Source organism: Azospirillum ramasamyi, from assembly GCF_003233655.1.
Classification (GTDB): Bacteria; Pseudomonadota; Alphaproteobacteria; order Azospirillales; family Azospirillaceae; genus Azospirillum; species Azospirillum ramasamyi.
The window spans coordinates 36,586-62,352 of record NZ_CP029829.1 but is presented as its reverse complement, the minus strand read 5'-3'; the positions used below and the strand labels follow the sequence as shown (position 1 = coordinate 62,352).

General features: G+C 68.7%; 23 protein-coding genes. 13 read left to right on the top strand and 10 right to left on the bottom strand.

Annotated features, from left to right (window positions below; genetic code table 11):
• Positions 1-101: 101 nt before the first annotated feature.
• Complete coding sequence (chrA, locus tag DM194_RS00280) at positions 102-1,457, top strand: chromate efflux transporter (protein ID WP_111065415.1); 1,356 nt, start codon at positions 102-104, stop codon at positions 1,455-1,457.
• Between the two features lie 24 nt (positions 1,458-1,481).
• On the opposite strand, the gene DM194_RS00275 is transcribed toward chrA, so the two are convergent.
• Positions 1,482-2,045: an Lrp/AsnC family transcriptional regulator gene (locus tag DM194_RS00275; RefSeq protein ID WP_111065414.1), complete on the bottom strand. Its 564-nt coding sequence runs from the start codon at positions 2,043-2,045 to the stop codon at positions 1,482-1,484.
• A 152-nt stretch (positions 2,046-2,197) separates the two neighbouring features.
• On the opposite strand from DM194_RS00275, the gene DM194_RS00270 reads away from it, so the two are divergent.
• The 3 genes from DM194_RS00270 (at position 2,198) to DM194_RS00260 (ending at position 4,705) form a co-directional block, all read left to right on the top strand.
• Positions 2,198-3,190: a mitochondrial fission ELM1 family protein gene (locus tag DM194_RS00270; RefSeq protein WP_111065413.1), complete on the top strand. Its 993-nt coding sequence runs from the start codon at positions 2,198-2,200 to the stop codon at positions 3,188-3,190.
• A 148-nt stretch (positions 3,191-3,338) separates the two neighbouring features.
• Positions 3,339-3,995 carry a 2OG-Fe(II) oxygenase gene (locus DM194_RS00265; protein ID WP_111065412.1) on the top strand — a complete coding sequence of 219 codons (657 nt, stop codon included), beginning with the start codon at positions 3,339-3,341 and terminating at the stop codon, positions 3,993-3,995.
• 77 nt (positions 3,996-4,072) lie between these two features.
• Entirely contained in the window at positions 4,073-4,705 is a 633-nt protein-coding gene (locus DM194_RS00260; protein WP_111065411.1) for a 2OG-Fe(II) oxygenase, read from the top strand.
• Between the two features lie 40 nt (positions 4,706-4,745).
• On the opposite strand, the gene DM194_RS00255 is transcribed toward DM194_RS00260, so the two are convergent.
• Entirely contained in the window at positions 4,746-6,335 is a 1,590-nt protein-coding gene (locus DM194_RS00255; RefSeq protein ID WP_111065410.1) for a cisplatin damage response ATP-dependent DNA ligase, read from the bottom strand.
• Complete coding sequence (locus tag DM194_RS00250) at positions 6,332-7,423, bottom strand: ligase-associated DNA damage response exonuclease (protein WP_111065409.1); 1,092 nt, start codon at positions 7,421-7,423, stop codon at positions 6,332-6,334. The genes DM194_RS00255 and DM194_RS00250 overlap by 4 nt, the downstream gene beginning before the upstream one ends.
• Positions 7,424-7,475: 52 nt before the next feature.
• On the opposite strand from DM194_RS00250, the gene DM194_RS00245 reads away from it, so the two are divergent.
• The gene (locus DM194_RS00245) at positions 7,476-8,390 is read left to right on the top strand and encodes a pseudouridine-5'-phosphate glycosidase (protein ID WP_111065408.1); all 915 of its coding nucleotides are present in this window, start codon (positions 7,476-7,478) and stop codon (positions 8,388-8,390) included.
• 116 nt (positions 8,391-8,506) lie between these two features.
• Entirely contained in the window at positions 8,507-8,923 is a 417-nt protein-coding gene (locus DM194_RS00240) for a hypothetical protein (protein ID WP_111065407.1), read from the top strand.
• Between the two features lie 141 nt (positions 8,924-9,064).
• On the opposite strand, the gene DM194_RS00235 is transcribed toward DM194_RS00240, so the two are convergent.
• Positions 9,065-10,405: a calcium-binding protein gene (locus DM194_RS00235; RefSeq protein ID WP_111065406.1), complete on the bottom strand. Its 1,341-nt coding sequence runs from the start codon at positions 10,403-10,405 to the stop codon at positions 9,065-9,067.
• A gap of 260 nt (positions 10,406-10,665) precedes the next feature.
• Between DM194_RS00235 and DM194_RS00230 the strand changes: the two genes are divergently transcribed.
• Entirely contained in the window at positions 10,666-11,784 is a 1,119-nt protein-coding gene (locus DM194_RS00230; protein WP_246024227.1) for a catalase family protein, read from the top strand.
• 22 nt (positions 11,785-11,806) lie between these two features.
• Here the strand turns inward: DM194_RS00230 and DM194_RS00225 are convergent, their stop codons facing one another.
• From DM194_RS00225 to DM194_RS00215, 3 genes are all read right to left on the bottom strand, one after another.
• Positions 11,807-12,334 (bottom strand): hypothetical protein, encoded by a 528-nt coding sequence (locus DM194_RS00225; RefSeq protein ID WP_111065404.1) that lies wholly within the window; start codon positions 12,332-12,334, stop codon positions 11,807-11,809.
• 150 nt (positions 12,335-12,484) lie between these two features.
• Complete coding sequence (locus DM194_RS00220; protein ID WP_111065403.1) at positions 12,485-13,354, bottom strand: pirin family protein; 870 nt, start codon at positions 13,352-13,354, stop codon at positions 12,485-12,487.
• Positions 13,355-13,565: 211 nt separating this feature from the next.
• A complete protein-coding gene (locus DM194_RS00215; RefSeq protein ID WP_111065402.1) occupies positions 13,566-14,882 on the bottom strand; it encodes an ammonium transporter in 1,317 nt (438 codons plus the stop codon).
• A gap of 650 nt (positions 14,883-15,532) precedes the next feature.
• On the opposite strand from DM194_RS00215, the gene glgC reads away from it, so the two are divergent.
• From glgC to DM194_RS00195, 4 genes are all read left to right on the top strand, one after another.
• Positions 15,533-16,804, top strand: coding sequence for a glucose-1-phosphate adenylyltransferase (glgC, locus tag DM194_RS00210; protein WP_111065401.1), 1,272 nt, complete (start codon positions 15,533-15,535; stop codon positions 16,802-16,804).
• A 136-nt stretch (positions 16,805-16,940) separates the two neighbouring features.
• Entirely contained in the window at positions 16,941-18,410 is a 1,470-nt protein-coding gene (gene glgA / locus DM194_RS00205; RefSeq protein WP_111065400.1) for a glycogen synthase GlgA, read from the top strand.
• A 334-nt stretch (positions 18,411-18,744) separates the two neighbouring features.
• The gene (gene lepA, locus DM194_RS00200; RefSeq protein ID WP_111065399.1) at positions 18,745-20,547 is read left to right on the top strand and encodes a translation elongation factor 4; all 1,803 of its coding nucleotides are present in this window, start codon (positions 18,745-18,747) and stop codon (positions 20,545-20,547) included.
• A gap of 159 nt (positions 20,548-20,706) precedes the next feature.
• On the top strand, positions 20,707-21,264 hold the full coding sequence (locus DM194_RS00195; protein ID WP_111065398.1) for a hypothetical protein: 558 nt from the start codon (positions 20,707-20,709) through the stop codon (positions 21,262-21,264).
• Positions 21,265-21,313: 49 nt separating this feature from the next.
• Here the strand turns inward: DM194_RS00195 and DM194_RS00190 are convergent, their stop codons facing one another.
• Both DM194_RS00190 and DM194_RS00185 read right to left on the bottom strand, forming a co-directional pair.
• Complete coding sequence (locus DM194_RS00190; RefSeq protein ID WP_111065397.1) at positions 21,314-22,402, bottom strand: asparaginase; 1,089 nt, start codon at positions 22,400-22,402, stop codon at positions 21,314-21,316.
• 50 nt (positions 22,403-22,452) lie between these two features.
• Positions 22,453-22,713 carry a hypothetical protein gene (locus DM194_RS00185; protein ID WP_162629940.1) on the bottom strand — a complete coding sequence of 87 codons (261 nt, stop codon included), beginning with the start codon at positions 22,711-22,713 and terminating at the stop codon, positions 22,453-22,455.
• 159 nt (positions 22,714-22,872) lie between these two features.
• Here DM194_RS00185 and DM194_RS00180 point away from each other — a divergent pair, with 159 nt between their 5' ends.
• A complete protein-coding gene (locus tag DM194_RS00180) occupies positions 22,873-23,823 on the top strand; it encodes a LysR substrate-binding domain-containing protein (RefSeq protein ID WP_111067627.1) in 951 nt (316 codons plus the stop codon).
• Positions 23,820-24,752 carry an SH3 domain-containing protein gene (locus DM194_RS00175; RefSeq protein WP_111065395.1) on the top strand — a complete coding sequence of 311 codons (933 nt, stop codon included), beginning with the start codon at positions 23,820-23,822 and terminating at the stop codon, positions 24,750-24,752. The genes DM194_RS00180 and DM194_RS00175 overlap by 4 nt, the downstream gene beginning before the upstream one ends.
• 392 nt (positions 24,753-25,144) lie before the next feature.
• Here the strand turns inward: DM194_RS00175 and DM194_RS00165 are convergent, their stop codons facing one another.
• Positions 25,145-25,516, bottom strand: coding sequence for a response regulator (locus DM194_RS00165; protein WP_246024226.1), 372 nt, complete (start codon positions 25,514-25,516; stop codon positions 25,145-25,147).
• Positions 25,517-25,767: the final 251 nt, after the last annotated feature.

The window sequence follows — 25,767 nt, the reverse complement described above, 5'->3', positions numbered from 1 at the left end:
CGCCGCGGAAGACCATGGCCGCCCTTCAATTGTCCCCGAAGCCCACCCTGCCCGACAGTGGACGCTGCCTTGCGGCCCTGTTTGCGCTAGTCTGCGGCCCCATGACCGACGCCCCCGCCCCGCCCGCTCCGCCGTCCCCCGCACAGCCATCCGCCGCAGCGCCGTCCGCCACGGCCCCCGCCTTCGGCGCCTTCTGCCTCTACTGGCTGCGGCTGGGGCTGACCAGCTTCGGCGGCCCGGCCGGGCAGATCGCCATGATGCAGAGCGATCTGGTCGACCGCCGCCGCTGGATCGACCAGACGCGGTTCCTGCACGCGCTGAACTTCTGCATGCTGCTGCCGGGGCCGGAGGCGCAGCAACTCGCCACCTATATCGGCTGGCGGCTGCACGGGATACGCGGCGGGCTGGTGGCGGGCGGGCTGTTCGTGCTGCCGGGCGCCCTGGTTCTGCTCGCCCTGTCCTGGATCGCCGCCGCCCATGGCGACACCGGACTGGTCGGCGCGCTGTTCAACGGCATCAAGCCGGCGGTGGTGGCGATCATCGTCGCCGCGGTCTGGCGGATGGGCCGCCGCACGCTGAAGGGGCCGGCGGCGGTGGCGATGGCCGGCGCCGCCTTCCTGGCGCTGTTCGCGCTGCATCTGCCCTTCCCGCTGGTCATCGGCGTGGCCGCCCTGATCGGCGGCGTCGCGGCACGGATGGGCCGCCATTGGTTCGCCCACCCGCATCCGGTGGCGGATGACGATGCCGTAGCGGACGCGGCGGAGCCGGCGCCCCGGCCCGGCCGGCTGCTGCTCCTGGCGGCGCTGTTCGTCCTGCTTTGGGCGGTTCCCGTGGGAGCGGTGCTGCTGGCCTTCGGGACCGACCCCTGGGGCGGCGTCGCGGCGCTGTTCACCAAGGCGGCCTTCGTCACCTTCGGCGGCGCCTATGCCGTGCTGCCCTATATCGCCGGGCAGGCGGTGGATAGCTATGGCTGGCTCGGCCCGCGCGAGATGGTCGACGGGCTGGCGCTGGCCGAGACGACGCCGGGGCCGCTGATCCTGGTGACGCAGTATGTCGGCTTCTTCGCCGGCTGGAACCGGCCGGGCGCGCTGTCGCCGGGGCTGGCGGGAACGCTGGGGGCGGCGCTGACGACCTACGTCACCTTCCTGCCCTGCTTCCTGTTCATCTTCGCCGGGGCCCCCTATGTCGAGCGGCTGATCCACAACCGTCTGGCCGCGGGGGCGCTGGCCGCCATCGCCGCGGCGGTGGTGGGGGTGATCCTGAACCTGGGCGTCTATCTGGGGATGGCGGTGCTGCTGCCGGACGGGCAGCACGGCACGGGGAGCCTGATCTGGGCCTGGGCGATCATGCTGGCCGCGCTCTACGCCCTGACCCGGCGGGCGATGGCGATGCATTGGGTGGTGCTGGGGGGAGCCGCGGCGGGCCTGCTCCAGGCGCTCGCCGCATCCTCCCTGTAGAAAGGCCTTTCGAGCCTTGCCCGTTCAGCGCCGGGTGGCGCGGGCGGGCGTCGTCTCGTCCTCGGCGAAATCCTCGTCCTCGTCGTCCTCGGTCCCTTCCGGGATGTCGGGCGAATCGACGTCGATGGGAACGCCGGGGGTGTGCTTGCTGGTGCGGATCGACAGGGCCGACTTCACATGGGCGACGTTGGGCGCCGAGGTCAGCTTGGTGGTCAGGAAGCGCTGGTAGTCGTCCCAGTCCTCCGCCACGATCTTCAGGACGAAATCATATTCACCGGCCAGCATGTTGCACTCACGCACGAGCGGCCAGCTGTTGACGAGCTCCTCGAATTTCTTTAGGTCCGCTTCGGCCTGGCTGCTGAGGCCGACCTGGGCGAACACCGTGACGCCGAACCCCAGTGCATCGGGGTTGACGTCGGCATGGTAGCCACGGATGAATCCAGCCTCTTCCAACGCGCGGACGCGGCGCAGGCAGGGCGGAGCGGAGATGCCGGCACGTCGGGCAAGCTCCACGTTGGTCATCCGGCCGTCGTTCTGCAGATCGCGCAGAATCCGACGGTCAATTCGGTCGAGTTTGACCCGCCGCATGGTTTACTCGGTCGCTCCGGGGATGATTTGGAGAAAGGATATTACACGGGCATGGTGTCTACGCCAAGACCGAAACCCCCGCAAGGGCGAGCAACCCGGATACCGGTCTTTTCACCGCAATCCCCTCAGCACCCCGAACGATCCGAGTTCTCATGCAACCTGTGACCTCCTCGCCCCTGACCTGCTGGGTTGTGTCGGACGGCAAGGCCGGCATGGAAAACCAGTGCATCGGGCTGGCCGAGGCGCTGGGCCTGACGCCGGTGATCAAGCGCGTCCACCTGCGCACCCCATGGCGCCAGTTGACCCCCTACTGGCGCATCGGCAACCGCTTCGCCGCCAGCCGCAGGGGCGATCCGGTGGAGCCGCCCTGGCCCGACATCCTGATCGGCACCGGCCGGCAGTCCGTCGCCGTCTCGCTGGCGGTGCGCCGCCAGTCGCGCGGGCGGACCTTCACCGTCCAGATCCAGGATCCGGTGATGAGCCCGCGGCATTTCGATCTGGTCGTCGTGCCGCGCCACGACAAGTTGCGGGCCGAGAACGTGATGGTGACGCACGGCGCGCTGCACCGGGTGACGCCCGCCATCCTGGCCGACGCCGCCGAACGCTTCGCCCCGCGTCTGGCCCATCTGCCGCATCCGCGCATCGCCGTGCTGATCGGCGGCGACAACGGCGTCTACCGCCTGACGCCCACCATCATGGGCGACGTGGCCGAACGGCTGGCCAACCTGACGCGCAGCCATGGCGCCGGGCTGATGGTCACCCCGTCGCGCCGCACCGGCGCCGACAACGAGGCGATCCTGCGCGCCCGCCTGTCCGGCCTGCCGGCGGAGGTGTGGGACGGCACCGGCGAGAACCCCTATTTCGCCTATCTCGGCCTTGCCGACGCGGTGGTGGTGACCTGCGACAGCGTGTCGATGACGTCGGAGGCCTGCTCCACCGGCAAGCCCGTCTATGTGATCGAACTGGACGGCGGGTCGCCCAAGTTCCGCGCCTTCCATGACGGGCTGTACCGGGACGGCATCACCCGGCCGTTCGACGGCTCGCTCGACCACTGGAGCTATCAGCCGATGGACGAGACGCGGATCGTCGCCGAAGAGGTGATGCGCCGGCTGCCCGCGCACAGGAAGCGGCACGGTCTGGCATAACGGGCCGGCGGGGCGCGGCGACGCGACCAATGCGCGCACCCGGCCGGCAGGACCGGTTTGGCTTCGGCGTCGGTGTACGGACCATGGCATAAGCGGCGGCAAACCGGCCGTCGCGGACGGTCGCCCCTGGACCGGGAGCCATGCCATCATGACCACCGCCGACACCGTTTCCGCCTGCTTCCTGCGCTGCCTGGAGCGCAGCCGGCTGTCCGAGACGCCGTACAATCACTGGCTGCTGTCCGAAGCCCTGCCGGAGGAGGACGCCGACGCCATCGCCGCCCTGCCCTGGGGGCCGCCGCGGGTGTCCGACACCTATGGCAAGCGCGAGACCAACAACGCGTCCCGCACCTATTTCAGCGAGGAGAACCGGGCAGAATACCCGGTTTGCGAGACGGTCGCCCAGGCCTTCCAGGGCCGTCCGGTGGTGGAGGCGATCCAGCGCACCTGCAACGTCGACCTGTCCGGCACCAGCCTGCGCATCGAATATTGCCAGGACACCGACGGCTTCTGGCTGGAGCCGCACACCGACATCGGCGTCAAGAAGTTCACGATGCTGATCTATCTGTCCAAGGGGCCGAACTGCGCCCATTGGGGCACCGACGTGCTGGACGAGACGCGGACGGTGGTCGCCCGCGCGCCCTACGCCTTCAATGAAGGGCTGATCTTCATCCCCGCCGGCAACACCTGGCATGGGTTCGAGAAACGTCCGATCGACGGCGTGCGCAAATCGATCATCGTCAACTATGTCGGCCCCGAATGGCGCGCGCGGCAGGAACTCTGCTTCCCCGAAGAGCCCATTGCATAAAACTTCCGTCGAGTTTATGTGGGGTTCGTGTGGGGGGCGAATCACTTGTCGGCCTGCTCTCTGGGAGTTCAGTACCCATGTCCATGCTCGATCTGGACCGATTCCGCGCCACCCCTCTGCAGCATGATCCCTACGACTTCCTCTGCGTTCCGGGCTTCGTGAAGCGGGAGTTTCTCGAGGATCTGCACCGCGACTATCCCAAGGTCGACAGGCCGGGCTCCATCCCGCTGGGCATCTTCCCCCAGGGGCCGAGCTTCGACCGGCTGATCGCCGAACTGAAGGGGCCGGAGGTCTGCAAGGCCTTCTCCGACAAGTTCGGGATCGACCTGTCGGGCTATCCGACGATGTTCACGGCGCGCGGCATGTGCCGGCCGACCGACGGCAAGATCCACCCGGATTCGGCCAGCAAGGTCATCACCGTCCTGATCTACATGAACCCGCCCTGGGAGGCCGCCGGCGGCCGCCTGCGCATCCTGCGCTCCCAGGACCTGGAGGATTACGCCGCCGAGGTTCCGCCGGAGGAAGGCACGCTGATGTGCTTCCGCCGCAGCGACACCTCCTGGCACGGCCACCACCCCTTCGAAGGCCAGCGCCGCGCGATCCAGATGAACTGGGTCAAGGGTAGCGTCTACATCTGGCACGAACAGTGGCGCCACCGCGTCGGCGCCTGGGCCAAGGGCGTCTTCGGCGGGCAGCCGAAGGGGTATTGAGGGGGCCCCTTACCCCACTGCCCCTCTCCCCCTCTGGCCCTTACCCCGCCACCATCGCCGCCAGCGTCTCCAGCCTGTCCGCCTCATGCGCCGGCTTGTCCCAGCGGATGCGGTGGACGCGGGGGAAGCGCATCGCCAGCCCGCTCTTGTGCCGGTTGGACGGATGCACGCTGTCGAAGGCGACCTCCAGAACCAGCCCGGCCGCCACCTCGCGCACCGGGCCGTAGCGGCGTGTGGTGTGGTTGCGCACCCAGCGGTCCAATTCGATCAGCTCGGCATCGGTGAAGCCGGAATAGGCCTTGCCGACCGGCACCAGCTCCTCCCCGCGCCAGACGCCGAAGGTGTAGTCGGAATAATAGCTCGACCGCTTCCCGTGGCCGCGCTGGGCGTACATCATCACGGCGTCGAGCGTCAGCGCCCCGCGCTTCCACTTGAACCACGGCCCCTTCGGCCGCCCGGCCAGATAGGCGCTGTCGCGCCGCTTCAGCATCAGCCCCTCGATGCCGTTCTCCCGCGCGCCCTCGCGCAGACCGACCAGTTCGTCCCAGCCGCCGAAGGGCACCAGCGGCGACAGATCCATCCGCCGCGGCCGAACCGCCTCGTACCAGCGCTCCAGCCGGGCGCGCCGTTCGACGAAGGACAGGCCGCGCAAATCCTCCCCGCCGTCGAACAGGATATCGTAGAGCCGCACCCAGGCCGGCCCGTCGCGCAGCATCTGCGCCGTCACCGTCTTGCGGTTGAGGCGCTGCTGCAGGTCGTTGAAGGGCGCCACCACCCCGTCGCGCGCCACCAGCAGCTCGCCGTCCAGCACCGCGTCGAAGCTCATGTGATCGACGATGTCGGGAAAGGCGCCGGACACGTCGTCGCCGGTGCGGCTGTAGAGCCGCCGCTCCCCGCCGCGCGCCGCCAGCTGCACCCGGATGCCGTCCCATTTCCATTCGGCGGCATAGGCGGCGGGGTCGAGCGCGGCACGGTCCTCCTCCTCCAGCGGGTGGGACAGCATCATCGGGCGGAAGCCCGCCCCGGCCCCGGTCGCCGGGCGGTCCGATCGTCCCTCCAGCCAGGCGAACAGCTCCGCATAGGGCGCGGTCAGCCCATGCCAGACCTCCTCCACGTCGTCGACGCCAACCTCCGGCCGGGCAATCCTGCCCCATTCCGCCAGCGCCGTCTTGGCGAGCCGCGCCGACACGCCGATGCGCAGCGCTCCGGTGATCAGCTTCAGCAAAGCGAAGCGCCCCGACGAGTCGAGCGTGTCGAGCCAGCCCTCCACCAGCCCCATCACCTGCCCGCGCCTGGCGGCCTGCAGGCACTCCACCACCTCGTTCAGGCCGGGCGGCAGGCTGTTGGCCCTTTCCGGCCGCTCCGGCCAGATCAGCGCCACCGTCTCCGCCAGATCGCCGACATAGTCGTAGGACAGCGCCAGCAGTTCCGGATCGACCCTGGTCGCCGCCAGTTCGCGGATCGCCGCCGGCTTGGCCTCGCGGAAGCTCAGGGCTCCGGTCAGCGCCGCCAGCGCCCAGCCGCGCTCGGGGTCGGGGGTGGTGGCGAAATGCTCGACCAGCAGGCGGATCTTGCCGTTGCGCGAGGGCATGAAGACCAGCGCGTCGATCAGCGCGGCAAAGCGGTTCACGGTGCCTCCCCTTCCCCGGCCTTCTCGGGACCGCCCTCGAGATCCTCGTCCTCGAAACCGATCAGCGCCAGCGCGCGGGCGCGGATGCCGCGGCTGGTGGCGTAATGGACCAGCGCCTCCTCCCGGCCATGCGTCACCCAGACCTCCGGCGCGCCGACATCCTCCAGCGTCCGGCACAGCTCGTCCCAGTCGGCATGGTCGGAGATGACCAGCGGCAGTTCCACCCCGCGCTGGCGGGCACGCTGGCGCACCCGCATCCAGCCCGACGCCACCGCCACCACCGGATCGGCCAGCCGCCGCGCCCAGCGGTCGGCCACCGCCGCCGGCGGGGCCAGCACCAGGGCGCCCTTCAAATCCTCCTTCGCCGCCACCGTCGCCGGGCGCAGCTCCCCCAGCTCCACGCCCCATTCGCCATAGAGCCGGCACAGCGGCTCCAGCGCGCCGTGCAGCCAGATCGGCCGGTCGTATCCCGCCGCCCGCAGCAGCGTGATCAGCCGCTGGCATTTGCCCAGCGCATAGACGCCGACGACATGGCTGCGCTCGGGGAACAGCGCCATCGAATGCAGCAGCTTCCCCACCTCGCCCAGATCCGGCGGGTGGCGGAACACCGGCAGGCCGAAGGTCGCCTCGGTGACGAAGACGTCGCAGGGCACCGGCTCGAACGGCGCGCAGGTGCGGTCGGGCCGGCGCTTGTAGTCGCCCGACACCACCACGCGCGACCCGGCATGTTCCAGCACCACCTGCGCGCTGCCCAGCACATGGCCGGCCGGCACCAGCCGCACCGCCACGCCGCCGATGTTCAGCCCCTCGCCATACTCCAGCGGCTGCAGGCTTCCCCCCACCCCCGCGCCCATCCGCTGGCGCATGATGGCCAGCGTGCCCGGAGTCGCCAGCACATGGCGGTTGCCGGGCCGGGCATGGTCGGAATGGCCGTGGGTGACGACCGCGCGCTCCACCGGGCGCACCGGGTCGATGTAGAAGCCCCCCGGCTCGACATAGAGCCCTTCGGGACGGACCTTGATCCACCGGTCGGGATGCGGGCGGTCGGGATGCGGGCGATCGGGATTGGATTGGTGTGCAGCGGACATGCGTCCTAATATAGGCCGTTCCAACCGCCCCCCAACTTCGAAGACACAGCGCATGCACCCGAACCTGTTGCCGACACCCGAGGTCGCCGACGCACTCGCTTCAGGGCGTCCCGTGGTGGCGCTGGAATCGACGGTGATCTCCCACGGCATGCCTTACCCGCGCAACCTGGAGACCGCCCGCGCGCTGGAGGCGGAGGTGCGGGCGGCGGGCGCGATCCCCGCCACCATCGCGGTGATGGACGGGCGCATCCGCATCGGGCTGGACGACGAGGCGCTGGAGCGTCTGGCGGCCGGCGGCCATGCCGTGCGCAAGCTGAGCCGCCGCGACCTGCCCATCGCCATCGCGACCGGGGCGCTGGGGGCGACCACGGTGGCGGCGACGATGATCGGGGCGCGGCTGGCCGGCATCGCCGTCTTCGCCACCGGCGGCATCGGCGGCGTCCATCGCGGGGCGGAGACCAGCTTCGACATCTCCGCCGACCTGGACGAGCTGGCGCGCACGTCGGTCTGCGTGGTCTGCGCCGGGGCCAAGTCGATTCTCGACCTGCCCAAGACGCTCGAGGTGCTGGAGACCCGCGGAGTCCCGGTGCTGGGCTTCGGCACCGACGAATTTCCGGCCTTCTACAGCCGCCGCAGCGGCCTGCCCGTCGATCATCGCTGTGACAACGCAACCGCGGTGGCAGACATTCTGCGCGCGAAATGGCGGCTCGGCCTGGATGGCGGCGTTCTGCTGGCGAACCCGATCCCGCCCGCCGACGAGCTTGACGCCGACGCCATGGAAACCGCCGTCGCCCAGGCGCTGGCCGATGCGGAAGCCAATGGAATCAAGGGGAAGGACATCACCCCGCATCTGCTGGCGGCGCTGGAGCGCATCACCGGCGGGCGCAGCCTGACCGCCAACATCGCGCTGATCCGCAACAATGCGCGGGTCGCGGCGGGGGTCGCCGCCGCCCTTGCCGCCGCCTAGAACCGAATGGATAGGCCATACTCCAGGTGGATTAAGTCTTTAGCCCCGGTCCGGGCTTAAGACCCCGTTAACCGCCTGCGCGCAAATCTGTCGTCATCGAACGAGCGGAGGTTTCTATGCGCGCACCCAGCAGCACCTCGACCCTGGTTTCCCGGATGATTGCGATGGCCGGCCAAGGCGATGAGGCGCCGGGCGTCACGGAGATGAAGGAGCCGGCCCATGTGAAGCGCATCGTCTGGGCCTCCCAGGCGGCGAAGCTCCGGGTTTCCCTCTCCTCCCGCACCATCCACGAGATCGAAAGCGCCGTCACCGCCGATCTGGACAGCATGGAACTGCCGGAAGTGTTCTTCACCTCGGTGGAGGTTTGCGGCCATGTGGTCACCTGCGACCTCGACGCCTCCGGCACCGCGTCCATCTTCGGGCTGATCGAGGCCCACGAGTATGACGATCTGGTCGAGGAGGCCGGCGACGACGCCCTGTTCGGCGTCGATTGGGACGGCGTCTACGTCACCCCGGCCCGCACCCGGCACTGATCCCGGCCGATCCGGTACGGCATACCGGGTCCACGCATCCGCTTCCGATGTTCCAATCGACGACGAACGCCCCGCAGGCCGCCTGCGGGGCGTTCGTCGTATCCAGCCGGATCTCAGGTCCGCCGCGGGGCGGCCGCAGCGTCAAAGGATGATGTTGCAGGCCGTGAGGCTGTCCACCCCCTGCAGGGTGATCTTGAAGTCGGCACGTCCGTCGCCGTTGACGTCTCCCTGGAGCATGCCGTCGGCCCAACGCAATTCGCCGGCTTTCCGATCGAATTCGGCGCCGTCGATGAAGGTGAAGGACTGATCGCCGCGCCGATGGGTGTTGGCGTCGATGCTGTGCAGGTCCAGGGTGTCGTCCGGGGCGAAATCGACGATGGTGTCGTGCTGCGTCCCCTTGCCGATGTCCCGGACGGACCTGAACACGAACCGGTCGGCACCGTCGCCGCCCGCGAGCAGATCGGCACCTTCATCGCCCCGGATCAGATCGTCACCGGCGCTGCCGAGCAGGGTGTCGTCGCCACGGCCTCCCAGCAGCGTGTCGTCGCCGAGCCCGCCGACCATCAGTTCCGCCTTCCTTGAGCCGCGGAGGGTGTCGTCGCCGCCGAAGCCGAGAACGGCGTGGTTGCCCCTCTTCGCGTTCGACACCAACGTTTCGCCGTCGGCCGTCCCGGTGTCGAAGCGCCAGCCCTCCTTGAAAAGCCAGCTGTAATCGACGCCGGTGGCCTCATCCGCCGCGGCCAGGAAGTTGGCGCGGGCCTCCTCCGGGGTGGTCGCCGCCTCCTTGGAGATCAGGCTTTGCCAGAAGCGGGTGTAATTGTCCTCACCGAAATCCTCGTAGAGGCGGTGGAGGAGCGATCCGGCGAGGTCGGCTCCGCCGAGCCCATAGGGGTTCTCCGGGCCCGTATCGGTGACGAGCGTGTTGCGCCAGGTGAGGTTGGGGTTCGAAAAATAGAGCCGGGCCATGTCCTGCTGAAGGGCCGAAACCAGCTGGTCCCAGTCCATGCCGTTGAAGGAGAGGCCGTCCACACCGGCGGCCTCCATCGAGAGAAAGCGGTTCTCGATGGCGAAGCCGGTGGTGAAGGGCGGCAGCGTGTTGAGCGGCTGGTCGTAGAACCAGAAATTCCGGCCGAGTTCGTAGAAGAGAACCTGATCGTAGAGACCGGCGTCCCGCACGCCGTCGTAGAGGATATTGAAGTACTCGGGCATGATCTCGATGCCCGTGAAGCCGAGAAGCCCGCAGCCGGCCCCGCAGGTATCCTGCACTTCGGCGATCGTGGCCTTGCCGTTGTAGGTAAAGTAAGGCGACGGGCTCCGACCCGTTATGCGCGAATAGAAATCGTAGGCTTCGTCCAGCTTGGCGACGATGTTCTGCATCACGCCGGCGTCGAGATCCGACGACTGGGTGAGGAGGACGATGTTTCGTCCTTCCCACGCCGTCCGTTCGAGCACCTCCCCATAGATCGACGTATAGGCAACCACGACCGTCCTCCATGGTTGATTATCCTCTTACCCCTGGAGTGTTCGCCGGCAACCGGAGGCTGTCGATTGCGGCTTGGGATGGGGTATGGCAAGCGGGACTAATCACCTCGCCGCCGAGTCCAATCGGGCGGAGTGACGCCGCCCCCCTATCGCTCGCCTGGAACGCTCCGACAGGGGCGCTCACCGCCGCGGAACGGCGAGCGGCCACAGCTGTTCTCCCGGCTACACTCATGCCCTTCCCCATTTGGGAGACACCATCCGTGTCAGCCGCCACCGCCAAGCCCCTGCCTCACGCGCCGCTGCCCTATGCACCGTCGGTCGAACGCCCCGGTCCCGACGAAGCCCGGCTTTTCGACGAGCTGGCGGAGACGATGCTGTCGATCAGCCGCAAGACCTACGAGGACAGCGGGCACGCCAACCGCAGCGTCCATGCCAAGAGCCATGGGCTGCTGATCGGCCGGCTCGACGTGCTGGACGATCTGCCGGCCGAGCTGGCCCAGGGCCTGTTCGCGCAGGCGGAGAGCTATCCGGTGATCCTGCGGCTGTCGACGACGCCGGGCGACCTCCTGCCCGACAGCGTATCGACCCCGCGCGGTCTGGCGGTGAAGGTGCTGGGCGTGACCGGCGAACGTCTGCCGGGATCGGAGAATCAGGCGACCCAGGATTTGGTGATGGCCAACGCCCCGGTCTTCTCGGCGCCGGACGCCAGGCAGTTCCTGTCGATGCTGAAGCTGCTGGCCGCCACCACCGACCGGGCGGAGACGGCGAAGAAGGCGCTGTCCGCGACCCTGCGCGCCGCCGAACGGGTGGTGGAGGCCTTCGGCGGCGAAAGCGCCACCCTGAAGACGCTGGGCGGCCACCCCGCGACCCATATCCTGGGCGAGACCTTCTTCAGCCAGGCGGCCCTGCGCCACGGCGCCCATATCGCCAAGCTGCAGATCGTCCCCGTCTCGTCCAACCTGACGGCGCTGACCGATGCGCCGCTGAGCGTCAACGGCAAGCCCGACAGCCTGCGCGATGCGGTGGTGGAGTTCTTCCGCGACCAGGAAGCGGTCTGGGAACTGCGCGTCCAGCTGCGCACCGACGAGGAGCGCATGCCGGTGGAGGATGCCAGCGTGTTGTGGCCGGAGGAGCTGAGCCCCTACCGCACCGTCGCCCGCATCACCGTGCCGCCGCAGACCGCCTGGAGCGAGGAGCGTTCCCGCGCCGGCGACGACCGGCTGGCCTTCAGCCCCTGGCACGGTCTGGCCGCGCATCGGCCGCTCGGCTCGATCATGCGCGCCCGCCGCATCGCCTACGCCCGCTCCTCCGATTTCCGCATGGAGCGCAACGGCTGCCCGATGCAGGAACCGGCGGCGGGCTACCGCCTGCCGGGGTGAGCCTGCAATCCCCTCGCCCCGCTCACTGCAGGCTGCGCTGCATCTCCTCGAAGGTGCGGGAGAAGCCGTTCAGCGGGAAATCGATGTCGCGCTTGCCCAGGCGCGGGGAGCTGACGCGGACCAGGATGGTCGAGCCGTTGCGGAACTGATCGGCGACGCGGCCGGACACGAAGTTCGGGAACATGCACATGTTCAGCGTCGCGACATGCGATTCGATGCGCGGCTGGCGGTCGACGCGGATGGCGCAGCGGTCGACCAGCCCCTGGCTGGTGGTCAGGAACAGGTGGAAGTCGTTGCCGGTCGGGATGACGCTGAGCGCGATGAAGCCGACATCCTTCCCGTCGTCAAACAGGCGGTAGATCATCAGCCGGCAGGTCTTGCTGTCGGTCATCCGGTCGATGTCGCACTGGTTGGTCCAGGCGCCCTCCGGCCCGAAATCGGCGGCGGCCTTGGAGAAGTCCACGGCGGCCGCCGGTGCGGCCAGCGACAGGGCCAGAAGTCCCGTGGCGACAGCCGCCCTGAAGCCACCCATCAGACCCTTTGCACGCATCGACCCGCTCCCCGCCATCGTTCGTGTTAACACGGAAGGCGCCATGATAACCGGCGGCGGCGGGGGTGCAAGGCACGAGATGCCGCGCGCCGCTCCCGAAGGACGGGCCAAGGACGGCCCGGCGCGCGGCATTCCCCGATCGGATGCAGATCAGATGCGTCCTTCCTCGAAGTCGCGGAAGGCCTGCATCACCTCTTCCCGCGTGTTCATGACGAAGGGGCCGCCCCAGGCGATGGGTTCGCCGATCGGCTTGCCGGCCAGCAGCAGGAAGCGCGCGCCCTCGGGTCCGGCCGCCGCCTCCACCCGCTCGCCGTCGCCGAGCACGATCACCCGCGGCCCGGAAAATGTCTGGGCCGGCAGCCCCTCGCCGCCGACGTCCAGCGTGCCTTCGAACAGCACGAGGAAGGCGGTATGGCCGGCCGGCAGCGGCTCCACGAAGGCGGCGGACGCCGGCAAAGCCACGTCGAAATAGCGCGCGTCGGTGGCTTCGGCCCGCACCGGCCCGGCGGTGCCGCGGGCGGTGTCGCCGGCGATCACGGTGACGGTCGCGCCGTCCTCGCGCCGCTCCACCGGGATGGCGGCGGCCGGGAACTCCTGATAGCGCGGCTCGGTCATCTTCAGCCGGGCCGGCAGGTTGATCCACAGCTGGAATCCGCGCATCAGCCCTTCGGTCTGCTCCGGCATCTCCGAGTGGATCAGGCCGCGGCCGGCGGTCATCCACTGCACGCCGCCGGTCTCGATCACGCCTTCATGGCCGTGGTTGTCGGCATGGCGCATGCGGCCGGCAAGCATGTAGGTGACCGTCTCGAAACCGCGGTGGGGATGGTCGGGAAAGCCGGCGAGATAATCGGCCAGCTGGTCGGACCCGAACAGGTCCAGCATCAGGAAGGGGTCGAGCGTGCGCAGGCGCGGCGTGCCCAGCATGCGGGTCATGCTGACGCCGGCGCCGTCGGAGGCGGCCATGCCCTCCACGGCGGCGAGCACCGGACGGACACCGGGGGTAGCGGACTGGGTGGACATGGCGGGAACTCCCAAAAGGAACGCTGATGTTGCACCAGAGGTAGTCCGCCGCGGCCCCGTCGTGAAGCCGGTCCGCCCGCGCCACAGCGTTTCCGCCCGCGCAACAATCGCCGCGCAATGATCCAGAAACGATCCCGAAACCCGTGCACGAAAAAGGCCGCCGGGAAGCCCGGCGGCCCTTTCGAAGAGACCCGTGGGAAAGGGAGTGTTCTTAGTGGATGCTTTCGCCGTGCAGGGCGAGGTCGAGACCGTCGCGCTCCACATCCTCGTCCACGCGCAGGCCCATCACCACGTCGATGCCCTTCAGCAGGACGAAGGAGCCGATGCCCGAGTAGATGATGGTGGCGACGATGCCGTAGATCTGGGTCATGACCTGGCCGGGGTTGCCTTCCAGCAGGCCGGCGGTGCCGCCGATGGCTTCCTGGGCGAAGACGCCGGTCAGGATCGCGCCGACGATGCCGCCAACGCCGTGCACGCCGAAGGCGTCCAGCGAGTCGTCATAGCCGAGAGCGCGCTTCAGGCCGGTGGCGCCCCAGTAGCAGACCACGCCGGCGACCACGCCGATGACCAGCGCGCCCATCGGGCCGACGAAGCCGGAGGCCGGGGTGATGGCGACCAGACCGCCGACGGCGCCGGAGATGATGCCGAGGACCGACGGCTTGCCCTTCAGGACCCACTCCGCGAACATCCAGGACAGGGCGGCGGAGGCGGCGGCGACCTGCGTGACCAGCATGGCCATGCCCGCACGGCTGTCGGCGGCCAGCGCCGAACCGGCGTTGAAGCCGAACCAGCCAACCCACAGCATGGCCGCGCCGACCAGGCTCAGAACCAGGTTGTGCGGGGCGAAGTTCTCGTTCGGGTAGCCCTTGCGCTTGCCGAGCACCAGCGCCGCGACCAGACCGGCCACGCCCGCGTTGATGTGGACGACGGTGCCGCCGGCATAGTCCAGCACGCCGTCGCCGCCCAGATAGCCGCCCGGACCCCAGACCCAGTGGGTGATCGGCGCGTAGATGATGACCGACCACAGGGCGGTGAAGACCAGCATGGAGGAGAACTTCATGCGGTCGGCGAAGGCGCCGGTGATCAGGGCCGGGGTGATGATGGCGAAGGTCATCTGGAAGACGATGAAGACCGCTTCCGGGATCACGCCGGACAGGCTGTCCTTGGTCACGCCGGCCAGCAGGGCCTTGCTGAGGCCGCCGACATAGGGGCTGCCTTCGCTGAAGGCCAGGCTGTAGCCAACCACGACCCAGAGGATCGACACGAGGCAGCAGATCGCGAAGCTCTGCATGACCGTGGCCAGGACGTTCTTCTTGCGGACCATGCCGCCGTAGAACAGGGCCAGGCCCGGAATGGTCATGAACAGCACCAGCGCCGTCGCGGTGAGCATCCAGGCGGTATCGCCCGCGCTGAGCGTCGGTGCCGGAGCGGCCGCAGCCGCGTCCTGGGCAAGGGCTGCGGCCGGCAGGCCGACCGCACCCAGAGCAACCGCCATCATCGGTGCGGCCAGAAGGAACAGACGGTTCATCGAGGCTCCTCTTTCTCCAAAATCGCTCCCACCCCCTTGCGGCCGGCGCAGCACCCGAGGTGATCCGCGCTCAAGCCACCGCATTGGGGCGACCCCGTCCCGGTCGCCCCGTCCCCGGCAAAGACGGGGCGGCGGACGGGACCAAGGACGCCTCGATCGTTACAAGAAGCGTGCCAGTTCAAAACGGCTTGGAATCGTCAGGCTTGTCCTGGTGCGGTACCCCGGAACAGGCTTCCCCCGGCGAGTCGCGGGGCGCGTTTGCACAGAAAATAGGCAGGCACCGAAGCCGACTTTCCGCCGCAATTTTGGGGCTTTCGAGCGATTGAGCCGGCCGGTCGCACGGGTTTGCCGCAGCCGTCTGGCTGCCATTCCGGCAGCTGGTTAAAAAATGTGCAGAAAACGGCCTGCGCAGCGGTCACTGCCGCGGCGGACGGCGAGAACGGAGCAATCCTTCTACCCCTTCCATCCAGTCCGAACGGCTTGCCTCTCTTTCCGCCTAGGCGGGCGGGCGGGCGACGCGGCGGGTAAGCCGATCCGAACCAGCCGCCGGGCCTATTGGACATGGCGGCGAGATGTGGCACCGTCAACGCCTCCATCGGGAAGGCCGCAGCCGAGCGGCCGCAAGAAATAAGGCAAAGGGGGTAACGGCCATGCTCGACAAACGCGATCTGCGCCTCGCACCGCGACGTGCGGTAGCGCTGGTGCTGGCCGGCGGACGCGGCAGCCGTCTGAAGCAGCTGACCGACCGGCGGGCCAAGCCGGCTACCTATTTCGGCGGCAAATACCGCATCATCGACTTCGCGCTGTCGAACTGCGTCAATTCCGGCTTCCGCCGCATCGGCGTGCTGACGCAATACAAGTCGCACAGCCTTCTGCGCCACCTCCAGCGCGGCTGGAACGTCTTCCGCGGCGAGATGAACGAGTTCTGCGACCTGCTGCCGGCCCAGCAGCGCGTCAGCGAGACGGAGTGGTACCAGGGCACCGCCGACGCCGTGTACCAGAACCTGGACATCCTGCGCGACCACGAGCCGGAACATGTCCTGATCCTGGCCGGCGACCACATCTACAAGATGGATTACGGCGCGCTGCTGCTCGACCACATCGACCGGAAGGCCGACGTCACCGTCCCCTGCATCGCCGTCCCGCGCGAACAGGCGAGCGGCTTCGGCGTGATGCACATCGACAACGAGCGCCGCATCATCGACTTCGTGGAAAAGCCGGCCGACCCGCCGCCGATGCCCGGCCGCCCCGACTTGGCGCTGGCCAGCATGGGCATCTACGTCTTCAACGCCCAGTTCCTCTACGAACAGCTGGAGCGCGACGTCGCCACCCCCGGCTCCAGCCGCGACTTCGGCAAGGACATCATCCCGCATCTGGTGAAGTCCGGCGCGCGGATCATCGCCCACGACTATGCCGACAGCGCGGTGATCGATGCGCCCGACGACAGCCCCTACTGGCGCGACGTCGGCACCATCGACGCCTATTGGGAAGCCAACCTGGACCTCTGCCAGATCACGCCGCAGCTGAACCTGTACAACCGCGACTGGCCGATCTTCACCTACCAGGAACAGCTGCCGCCGGCGAAGTTCGTCTTCGACGACGAGAACCGCCGCGGCATGGCGGTGGACAGCCTGGTGTCGGGCGGCTGCATCATCTCCGGCTCGACCGTCCGGCGCTCGCTGCTGTTCAGCTCGGTCCGCGTCAACTCCTACAGCGAGCTGTACGAGGCGGTGGTCCTGCCGGAATGCGACATCGGCCGCCACTGCCGCCTGAAGAAGGTGGTGATCGACCGCGGCGTCAGCATCCCCAACGGCCTCGTCGTCGGCGAGGACGCGGAACTGGACGCCCGGCGCTTCAGCCGCACCGAGAACGGCGTCGTCCTCATCACCCGCGAGATGATCGAGAAGCTGGCGCAGGAATAAGGCGGCATATCGCCGCCCCCTCCCTCCGACCGAAGCCCGCCCCTCACCCCGGCGGCCGTCATTTCCGCCAAGGCGGGGATGGCGGCCGGGCGGGCGGCGGGCCGCCTCCCCCGCCTTTCACCCGAGTGCCTTCCCGATGCGCGTCCTCTACGTCACGTCCGAATGCTACCCGATGGTCAAGACGGGGGGGCTGGCGGACGTGTCCGCCGCCCTGCCGCCGGCCCTGATCGCCGCCGGCGCCGACGTCCGCCTGCTGCTGCCGGGATATCCCGCCGTTCTGAACAGCCTGCAGAACCTGCACGAGGTCGGCGACCTGATCACCGACCTTCCCGGCTGCGACCGTGCCCGGCTGTGCATCGGCCGCACCGCGGACGGGGTGCTGGCCTATGCGCTGGACGCCCCGTCGCTCTACGACCGTCCCGGCAATCCCTATCTCGGCCCGGACGGCAAGGACTGGACCGACAACGCCCTGCGCTTCGCCGCGCTGGCCTGGGTCGCCGCCGGCTTCGCCGCCGAGAAATCCTACGATCCCTGGTGGCGGCCCGACATCCTGCACGGCCATGACTGGCAGGCCGGCCTGATCCCCGCCTATCTGGCGCTGCGCCCCGACCGTTTCGCCGGCCCCTTCCGGCCGGGCACGGTGCTGACCATCCACAACATCGCCTATCAGGGCCTGTTCGGCCCCTGGATGATGGGCGACATCGGCCTGCCCTCCTCCAGCTTCCGCGTCGACGGCGTCGAGTATTACGGCAACATCAGCTACCTGAAGGCGGGTTGCTTCTACGCCGACCGCCTGACCACGGTCAGCCCGACCTACGCCAACGAGATCCAGACGGCCGAGCACGGCACCGGCCTGCAAGGATTGCTCGCCTCGCGATCCGACGTGCTGACCGGCATCCTGAACGGCGTCGATTACGCGGTGTGGGATCCGGCGACCGACCCGCATCTGCCCGCCCGCTACACCCCAGACGATTTGGGTGGGAAGGATGCCTGCAAGTCCGACCTGCAATCCGCCTTCGGCCTGGACCGCCGCCCCGACGCGCCGCTCGCCGCCGTGGTCAGCCGCCTGACCTGGCACAAGGGCCTGGATCTGGTGCTGGAGGCGGCGGGCCAATGGGTGTCCTGGGGTGGCCAGCTGGTGGTGCTGGGCAGCGGCGACGCCTCCAGCGAGGCCGGCTTCCGCCACCTCGCGCAATGGCATCCGCAGTCGATCGGCGTCCGCATCGGCTATGACGAGCCGCTGTCCCACCGCATCCAGGCCGGTGCCGACCTGTTCCTGGTGCCGTCCCGCTCGGAGCCCTGCGGCCTGACCCAGCTCTATGCGCTGAAATACGGCACCCTGCCGCTGGTCCGCCGCACCGGCGGCCTCGCCGACACGGTGATCGACGCCAACCCGGCCGCCAGCGCCGACGGCAGCGCCACCGGCTTCCAGTTCGTCAACGCCACCAGCCAGGAACTGGTCTGGGCGCTCCGCCGCGCCATGGGCGTCTACCGCAAGCCCGAGCGCTGGCAGGCGATGCAGCGCCGCGCCATGACCCGCGACTTCGGCTGGCATGGGCCGGCGGAGGAGTACATGGAGCTGTACCGGGGATTGGGCGGGCGCTGAGCACGCGGGGCGCTTTTCAAGCGCCTCTCCCTCCTGCCCTCGGCGCATGGTAAAATCGCGACCTCCCCTGTCCCGCTGCGGAGGAGCGTGTGCGCCGAGGGTTGCGAGCCATCCCGTCCAATCTCTTTCCTATTGGCCGCTGCCGCACCTGCCGCCCCGTGGATGGAACACTGAACAGCCTTCCGAAATCCGTTCCACCGCGTTTCAAACGTTCCATTCCCGGCCAAGCCCGCGCACGGCGGCCACCTCCCGCCGCCCGCCCCACCACACCATCATTGCGCCCATCCGCCGTCCGCCCTATGTTCCCGGCAAACTCTCGCTTGTCCGGGCCCCGATGACTGACCTTTCGCACATCCGCAATTTCTCGATCATCGCCCACATCGACCATGGCAAGTCTACCCTTGCCGACCGGTTGATCCAGCAGTGCGGCGGCCTCGACGCGCGCGAGATGCGCGAACAGGTGCTCGACAGCATGGACATCGAGCGCGAACGCGGCATCACCATCAAGGCCCAGACCGTCCGCCTGCTCTACAAGGCGGAGGACGGCAAGCAGTACACGCTGAACCTGATGGACACGCCCGGCCACGTCGACTTCGCCTATGAGGTCAGCCGCTCGCTGTCCGCCTGCGAGGGCTCGATCCTGGTGGTCGACGCCTCCCAGGGGGTCGAGGCGCAGACGCTCGCCAACGTCTACCAGGCGATCGACAACAACCACGAGATCATCCCGGTCCTCAACAAGATCGACCTGCCCGCCGCCGAGCCCGAGCGGGTCAAGCAGCAGATCGAGGACGTGATCGGCCTCGACGCCTCCGACGCGGTGGAGATCTCGGCCAAGTCCGGCCTCAACATCGGCGCGGTGCTGGAGGCGGTGGTCAAGCGCCTGCCGCCGCCCAAGGGCGATGCCGACGCGCCGCTGAAGGCGCTGCTGGTCGATTCCTGGTACGACCCCTATCTCGGCGTCGTCATTCTGGTGCGCGTGGTCGACGGCGTGCTGAAGGTCGGGCAGAAGGTGCGCTTCATGGCCGCCGGCTCCGCCCATGACGTGGACCGCGTCGGCGTCTTCACGCCGAAGGCCCTGCTGACCGGCGAGTTGCGGCCGGGCGAGATGGGCTTCATCACCGCCGCGATCAAGGACATCACCCAGACCAAGGTCGGCGACACCATCACCGACGAGCGCAAGCCGGCGGCCGAAGCGCTGGAAGGCTTCAAGCCCTCCGTGCCGGTGGTGTGGTGCGGCCTGTTCCCGGTCGATGCCGCCGACTTCGAACGGCTGCGCGACAGCCTGGGCAAGCTGAAGCTGAACGACGCCAGCTTCCATTACGAGGCGGAGACGTCGGCTGCGCTGGGCTTCGGCTTCCGCTGCGGCTTCCTCGGCCTGCTGCATCTGGAGATCATCCAGGAGCGGCTGGAGCGCGAGTTCAACCTCGACCTGATCACCACCGCGCCGTCGGTGGTCTACAAGCTCTACATGACCGACGGGACGGTGCGGGACCTGCACAACCCGGCCGACATGCCCGATGTGATGCGGATCGACCACATCGAGGAGCCGTGGATCAAGGCCACCATCATGCTGCCCGACGAGTATCTCGGCGGCGTCCTTCAACTGTGCACCGAGCGGCGCGGCCAGCAGATCGAGCTGACCTACGCCGGCGCCCGCGCCATGCTGGTCTACCGCCTGCCGCTGAACGAGGTGGTGTTCGACTTCTACGACCGGCTGAAGTCGATCAGCCGCGGCTATGCCAGCTTCGACTACCAGATGGACAGCTATGAGGAAGGCGACCTCGTGAAGCTGTCGATCCTGGTGAATGCCGAGCCGGTCGATGCCCTGTCGATGATCGTCCACCGCAGCCAGTCCGAACGCCGCGGCCGTCAGCTCTGCGAACGGCTGAAGGAGCTGATCCCGCGCCAGCTGTTCAAGATCGCCGTCCAGGCCGCCATCGGCGGCAAGATCATCGCCCGCGAGAGCATCAGCGCCATGCGCAAGGACGTGACCGCCAAGTGCTATGGCGGCGACATCAGCCGCAAGCGCAAGCTGCTGGACAAGCAGAAGGAAGGCAAGAAGCGCATGCGCCAGTTCGGTCAGGTCGAAATCCCGCAGAGCGCCTTCATCGCCGCGCTCAAGATGGGCGACGAGTAAGGATACGGAAAGGCGGGCTTCGGCCCGCCTTTTTTTGTGCAGCCCGGCAATTCCGTACAACCTGCGAAACAAACCGGCCGCTCGCGTGTCATCACGCGTGGGTAAGGTGCCGCGCATGAGCGGCGTCTTCCCTGTTGTGATTCAATCCGGGAGGATGACATGCGCAAGATTCTCGCCGCCGCAGTTCCCGCCGTCATGCTGATGGCCGCCGCAGCTCCGGGTCACGCCCAGACCGGCAGCTCGGCCAGGGCCAACGCCGTCGCCAACGGCACGATGGACACCGGCGCCCGCGACATCGACGCCAACCGCGATCTCGTCGGCAAGCGGGTGGTCCACCGCCATGGCGGGCCGGTCGCCGGCACGATCCGGAACGTGACCACCGACCCCCAGGGCCAGACGATGGTCGAGCTGACGATGGCCAAGACCGGCCAGACCATTATGCTGCCCCCGGCCTCCTTCGAACGGCGCGGCCGTCAGGTCGTCATCATGCATGACCGGAACGAGCTGCAGCAGCTCGCCCAGTACAGCAGCCAAGCCAACACCGGCTACGGCAGCTCGACCGGCGGTTCGATGGCCAACAGCCCGATGGATGGCATGGGCGCCGGCTCCATGGGCCAGGGCAGCCTGAACCAGGGCTCCATGGGCCAGGGCTCCATTAATCAGGGCACGATGGACGAGCGCATCACGTCGCCGAACAAGCCCGGCATGGGCCAGTAATCCACCGGCGGAGGCGGGAGGCCGGCACCGGCCCCCGCCCCCGGAAGGCTCACTCCCCGATCACCGTCAGCTCGCCGGCCAGCGGCTTCGGCATCTCCGCCTTGACCGTCGCGGCATCCAGACCGCCGGCGAGCAGGCAGACCAGCTTGGCGTAGCTGGCTTCCGGCGTCATGTCATAGGCGCCGATGGCGCCGATGGCGCCCAGCCCGGTGGTGTAGGCGCCGGGCAGCACCGCGCCGCGCTGCACCTGGGTGTTGTCCATCAGCACGACCCCGGCCTTCACCGCCGCCGACAGCGCATCGAGGAACCCAGGGTCGGTCGGCCCGTTGCCCTCGCCGAAGGCCAGCAGCACCGCTCCCTTCGCCGCCGGGCTGGTGCCGGTCAGCATCGCCGACACCGTGCTGGCCCGGATGCCGGGATAGAGCCACAGCATGACGACGGAGAACTCGGCCAGCGCCGCCGCCTGGGCGTCCAGCGCCGTCAGCCGCTTGGCCCGGTTGTCCGGCTCGTCCAGCGAGTCCGCGGCATCCGGCATCGGCAGCCAATGGGGCTCGTTGCGGGCGACCACGCTGCCGACGGTGGCGAGCGGCGGGAAGTTCGGCGAATCGAAGCCGGCGAAGCGGTTGGCGTCGACCTTGGACGACCGGTTGCCGCGCAGCAGCCTGGTGTCGAAATAGACGCAGACCTCCGGCACCGGCAGGGTTCCCGCCACCACGACGGCGCCGGCCAGATTGGCGGGCGCGTCGCTCAGCGTGAAGGTCAACGGCACCTGCGACCCGCTGAACACCACCGGCTTCGTCAGGCCGGGCAGCAGGAAGGACAGGGCCGAGGCGCTGTAGGCCATGCTGTCGGTGCCGTGCAGCACGACGAAGCCGTCATACTGGTCGTAGACCGACAGCAGCCGCCGGGCGATGGCGATCCAGTCCGCCGGGGTCATGTTGGAGCTGTCGAGCGTGCGGTCGAACCAGCCCATGGTCCAGGTCAGGTCCTTGTAGTCCCGCACCCCATGGCCGGACAGGCCGGGCATGGACAGGACAAGCCGTTCGAACTCCGCCCCCGGCACCGGGGCCAGCGCCCCATCGGGATTGGTGACGCACCCGATGGTGCCCCCGGTGTACAGCACATAGACCCGCGCCATCGTCCGCTCCTGCCGCAATCCTGTCGGCAGCAGGATAGGCGTCCATCCGCCTATTTCTCAAGGCGCCACAGTCCTTGCAGCGCCCCCGGCGTCCGCACCGACGCCGGTGCCTCCTCCTCGACAATCCCCCGGACGGCCCCACGGACGGCCCCCTGGCCGGCCCCCTGGACGGCGGCGGGAGCGGCGGCCGGAACCGGGTTGCAGGCAAAGCGGAAACGCCGCGGTTCCGGCACCGGCGGCGGCGGGGCCGCGGGCGGTGCGATCGGGGCGGCAGCGAGAACAACGCTGGTCCAGGCGGCGAACAGGGACATGGCCGGAAACTCCAAAGCGACTGGATGCCGAAGATGGGCCTGGCGCCATTCCCTTGGAAACGAATAGGCATTATGCCGTCATCACGATCCGTAATGACCGCATCGTTGCGGATGGGCGGGCGCTCTGGTTGAATGGGAGGCAACTTCCGGTCTCCCATCATGCCCGCCAATCTCGATACCGACCTGCTGCGCGCCTTCGTGGCCGTCGCCGACAGCGCCAGCTTCACCCGTGCCGGCGAAAGGCTGGGCCGCACCCAGGCGGCGGTCAGCCAGCAGGTGCGCCGGCTGGAGGACACGGTGGGCAAGCGGGTGTTCGAGCGCGACACCCATGGCGTGCGCATGACCCGCGACGGCGAGGTTCTGCTGGCCTATGCCCGGCGCATGCTGACCCTGAACGACGAGGTGATGGCGCTGATGCACCGCAGCCCGACGGTGGCCAGCGTCCGCATCGGCACGCCCGACGATTACGCCACCATGCTGCTGCCAGAGGTGCTGGCCCGCTTCAACGCCGCCTATCCCGAGGTGATGGTGGAGGTGATCTGCGACAACAGCCCCGATCTGGTCGCGGAAATCGACAAGGGCCGCTATGACCTGGCGCTGGTCACCCGCAAGGCCGGCGAGGCCGGCGGCGAGTTGGTGCGGCGGGAACCCGTGTCCTGGGTCGCCCCGCCGCAGGAGCCGGTATCGCCGTCGGGGGCGCCGGGGCACCGTCCGGTGGAAAGCCTCGATCCCCTGCCGCTGGCGCTGTTCCCCAAGGGCTGCGTCGTGCGGGATCTCGCGGTCGCCGCTTTGGACAGGATGGGCCGCGACTGGCGCATCGCCTTCACCAGCAAGAGCGTCGTCGCCGTCCATGGCGCGGTGATGGGCGGGCTGGGGGTGACGGCGATGGAATTCTGCACCGTCCCGCCCGGCCTGCGCCGCATCGGTGCGGCGGAGGGGTTTCCGGAACTCCCCGACATCGACATCGCCCTGCACCGCGCCCGCGGCACGGCGCCCAAGCCGGTGCGCCTGCTGGCCGACGCCATCCACGACCTTGTCGGCCGCCAGTTGCTGGGCCGCCAGATGTCGAGCCAGCGGGCGCCGGTGAACGCGACGGAAGCCACGTCATGACCGCAGCGTCCATCACCGCCTCGATCCTGCTCGGCCTCGTCGGCGCCATGACGGTCGTCCCGCAGGCCTTGGCGCAGAGTCCCGTCGCCATCGGCGCGCCTCTGACCGGCGAGGTCGTGCTGAACCGCGACATCGAGGTGCGGATCGGCCCCAGCGAGGATGCCCGCATCGTCATGACGCTGAAGCAGGGCAAGGCGCTGAACGCGTTGGGCACCCCGCGCGGCACCTATTGGACGGAGATCGCCATCGGCGGCCAGCCCATCGGCTATGTCCCCGCCGATTCGCTCGACCCGGCGTTGATGGTCACCGGACGGCCGGCGATCGGCGGCGAGGGGCCGCGCCCGTCGAAGCCGGCCGCCGGCCGGACGGCGGACGCCCCCCTGCCCCACCGCAGCGCCGCCGTCGTGCCGCGCGCCGCCTGGGACAAGGCGGCCCAGACCCCGGCGGAGGGCTATGTCGTCGCCGCCGGCCCGATTTCCGCGACCGAGATCCTGAGCAACCGCAAGCGGCGCGGCTTCACCCTGCGCAAGGGCGACGTGGTGGCCCTGATCGGCGCCGCGAACGGCGAGGCGACGCTGGCCCTGCCCGCCGGCACCCGCGCGGTGGCGCCGGTCCAGGGGCTGGTCGGGGTGGTGGCGCCCTATCCGCTGCCGGGCATGCCGCCGGTCGAGCCGGGCATGCTCTACGGCATAAAGCTCGGCGAATATGTCAGCTATTCCGAGGGTCTGCGCGCCTGGAGGGAGTTCACCGCCGGGCCGGGCAGCGCCTATCGCGACCTGCCGCCGATGGTGTGGCCGGTCTTCCGCAAGGGCCGGCTGCTGTACGAGGTGGGGGTCGCCCCATTCACGCGGCTGCAGGTCGACACCGCCTGCGGCACGTTGGCGCAACGCGGACTCGATTGTACGGTGATCGAGCTGGATACGTTTTGATGGGTTTGCGCCAGCCGGGCCGCGATACCGCTGTGCGCCCGCATTGTCGCGGTCGCCGATGCCGCGATGACCCGCGACCGACCCTATCGCAAGGCCTTGTCCTGGGAAGACTCGGTAACGGAGATCACTCGGCTGGCGGGGCTGCGATGCGATCCGGCGGTGGTCGATGCCTTCCTTCGGTGCTGCCGGACCTCGACCGGATGGGCTTGGCAACGCGTTGCACGAACGGCTTTTGATTCTGACCTATCAGGATCAATAGCTTCGCCGGCATGGGCCGCCGCCGTGCCAGTCGGCACGGATGCCAACCGTCATCATCAATGACCGCCGGGATTGAAGCCCACCTCATCGGCCCACCTCATCGGTAAGCCGTCCGCCGCTCTCATCCGCCGCTCTCAAGGGCGGCAAAGCGCTTCCACCGCCTCGCGCAGCGGTCCGACCTGCACCGGCTTCAGCAAAAGCTGGCAGCCCATCAATTCGGCCTCGTCGCGCCGTTCGGGGGTGCTGTCGCCGGTCAGGATGATCGATGGGATGTGCTGCCCGGTTTGGGTGCGGATGCGCTCCACCACCTCGCGCCCGGTCCGGCCGCCAGGCAGGTAATGGTCGGCGATGATCAGGCTCGGCGTCCGGGTCAGGCCGCCGAGTTGCACCTCCATGGCGGCAACGCTGACCGCCGTCACCACCTCGTACCCCCAGCCGTCCAGCAGGATCGCCAGCCCTTCAACGATCGACCGATCATCATCGACCACAACGACGAGTGGTTTCACCGACGCCCGATTGCTTGCTTGATCGTCTTGCGGCTCAGCCATTGGTTACCCCAGCTTCATCATCAGCGTTATGATTGCCGCCGAACACGCCAAGGCAATGGAAGCGTTGCCTGTGCCATCGCGGTGACATCGGTCGCTTCGCGCGGCCTTCGCAGTTAAATTGTCCGGCAACCCGATCTTTCCACAGAAGCCTACACTTTCTTCAAACATTAAATTGCATCAGAGAGTGTTAGGATCTTCCCTTACTGAAA

What these genes read in the sequence shown, in the direction of transcription:
- DM194_RS00215 (WP_111065402.1), bottom strand. Translation starts at nt 14,882, where the DNA reads ATGAACCGTCTGTTCCTTCTGGCCGCACCGATGATGGCGGTTGCTCTG.
- glgC (WP_111065401.1), top strand. Translation starts at nt 15,533, where the DNA reads ATGCTCGACAAACGCGATCTGCGCCTCGCACCGCGACGTGCGGTAGCG.
- DM194_RS00195 (WP_111065398.1), top strand. Translation starts at nt 20,707, where the DNA reads ATGCGCAAGATTCTCGCCGCCGCAGTTCCCGCCGTCATGCTGATGGCC.
- DM194_RS00180 (WP_111067627.1), top strand. Translation starts at nt 22,873, where the DNA reads ATGCCCGCCAATCTCGATACCGACCTGCTGCGCGCCTTCGTGGCCGTC.
- glgA (WP_111065400.1), top strand. Translation starts at nt 16,941, where the DNA reads ATGCGCGTCCTCTACGTCACGTCCGAATGCTACCCGATGGTCAAGACG.
- DM194_RS00240 (WP_111065407.1), top strand. Translation starts at nt 8,507, where the DNA reads ATGCGCGCACCCAGCAGCACCTCGACCCTGGTTTCCCGGATGATTGCG.
- DM194_RS00175 (WP_111065395.1), top strand. Translation starts at nt 23,820, where the DNA reads ATGACCGCAGCGTCCATCACCGCCTCGATCCTGCTCGGCCTCGTCGGC.
- DM194_RS00245 (WP_111065408.1), top strand. Translation starts at nt 7,476, where the DNA reads ATGCACCCGAACCTGTTGCCGACACCCGAGGTCGCCGACGCACTCGCT.
- DM194_RS00265 (WP_111065412.1), top strand. Translation starts at nt 3,339, where the DNA reads ATGACCACCGCCGACACCGTTTCCGCCTGCTTCCTGCGCTGCCTGGAG.
- DM194_RS00220 (WP_111065403.1), bottom strand. Translation starts at nt 13,354, where the DNA reads ATGTCCACCCAGTCCGCTACCCCCGGTGTCCGTCCGGTGCTCGCCGCC.
- DM194_RS00250 (WP_111065409.1), bottom strand. Translation starts at nt 7,423, where the DNA reads ATGTCCGCTGCACACCAATCCAATCCCGATCGCCCGCATCCCGACCGC.
- chrA (WP_111065415.1), top strand. Translation starts at nt 102, where the DNA reads ATGACCGACGCCCCCGCCCCGCCCGCTCCGCCGTCCCCCGCACAGCCA.
- DM194_RS00260 (WP_111065411.1), top strand. Translation starts at nt 4,073, where the DNA reads ATGTCCATGCTCGATCTGGACCGATTCCGCGCCACCCCTCTGCAGCAT.
- DM194_RS00185 (WP_162629940.1), bottom strand. Translation starts at nt 22,713, where the DNA reads ATGTCCCTGTTCGCCGCCTGGACCAGCGTTGTTCTCGCTGCCGCCCCG.
- DM194_RS00225 (WP_111065404.1), bottom strand. Translation starts at nt 12,334, where the DNA reads ATGCGTGCAAAGGGTCTGATGGGTGGCTTCAGGGCGGCTGTCGCCACG.
- lepA (WP_111065399.1), top strand. Translation starts at nt 18,745, where the DNA reads ATGACTGACCTTTCGCACATCCGCAATTTCTCGATCATCGCCCACATC.
- DM194_RS00275 (WP_111065414.1), bottom strand. Translation starts at nt 2,045, where the DNA reads ATGCGGCGGGTCAAACTCGACCGAATTGACCGTCGGATTCTGCGCGAT.
- DM194_RS00190 (WP_111065397.1), bottom strand. Translation starts at nt 22,402, where the DNA reads ATGGCGCGGGTCTATGTGCTGTACACCGGGGGCACCATCGGGTGCGTC.
- DM194_RS00270 (WP_111065413.1), top strand. Translation starts at nt 2,198, where the DNA reads ATGCAACCTGTGACCTCCTCGCCCCTGACCTGCTGGGTTGTGTCGGAC.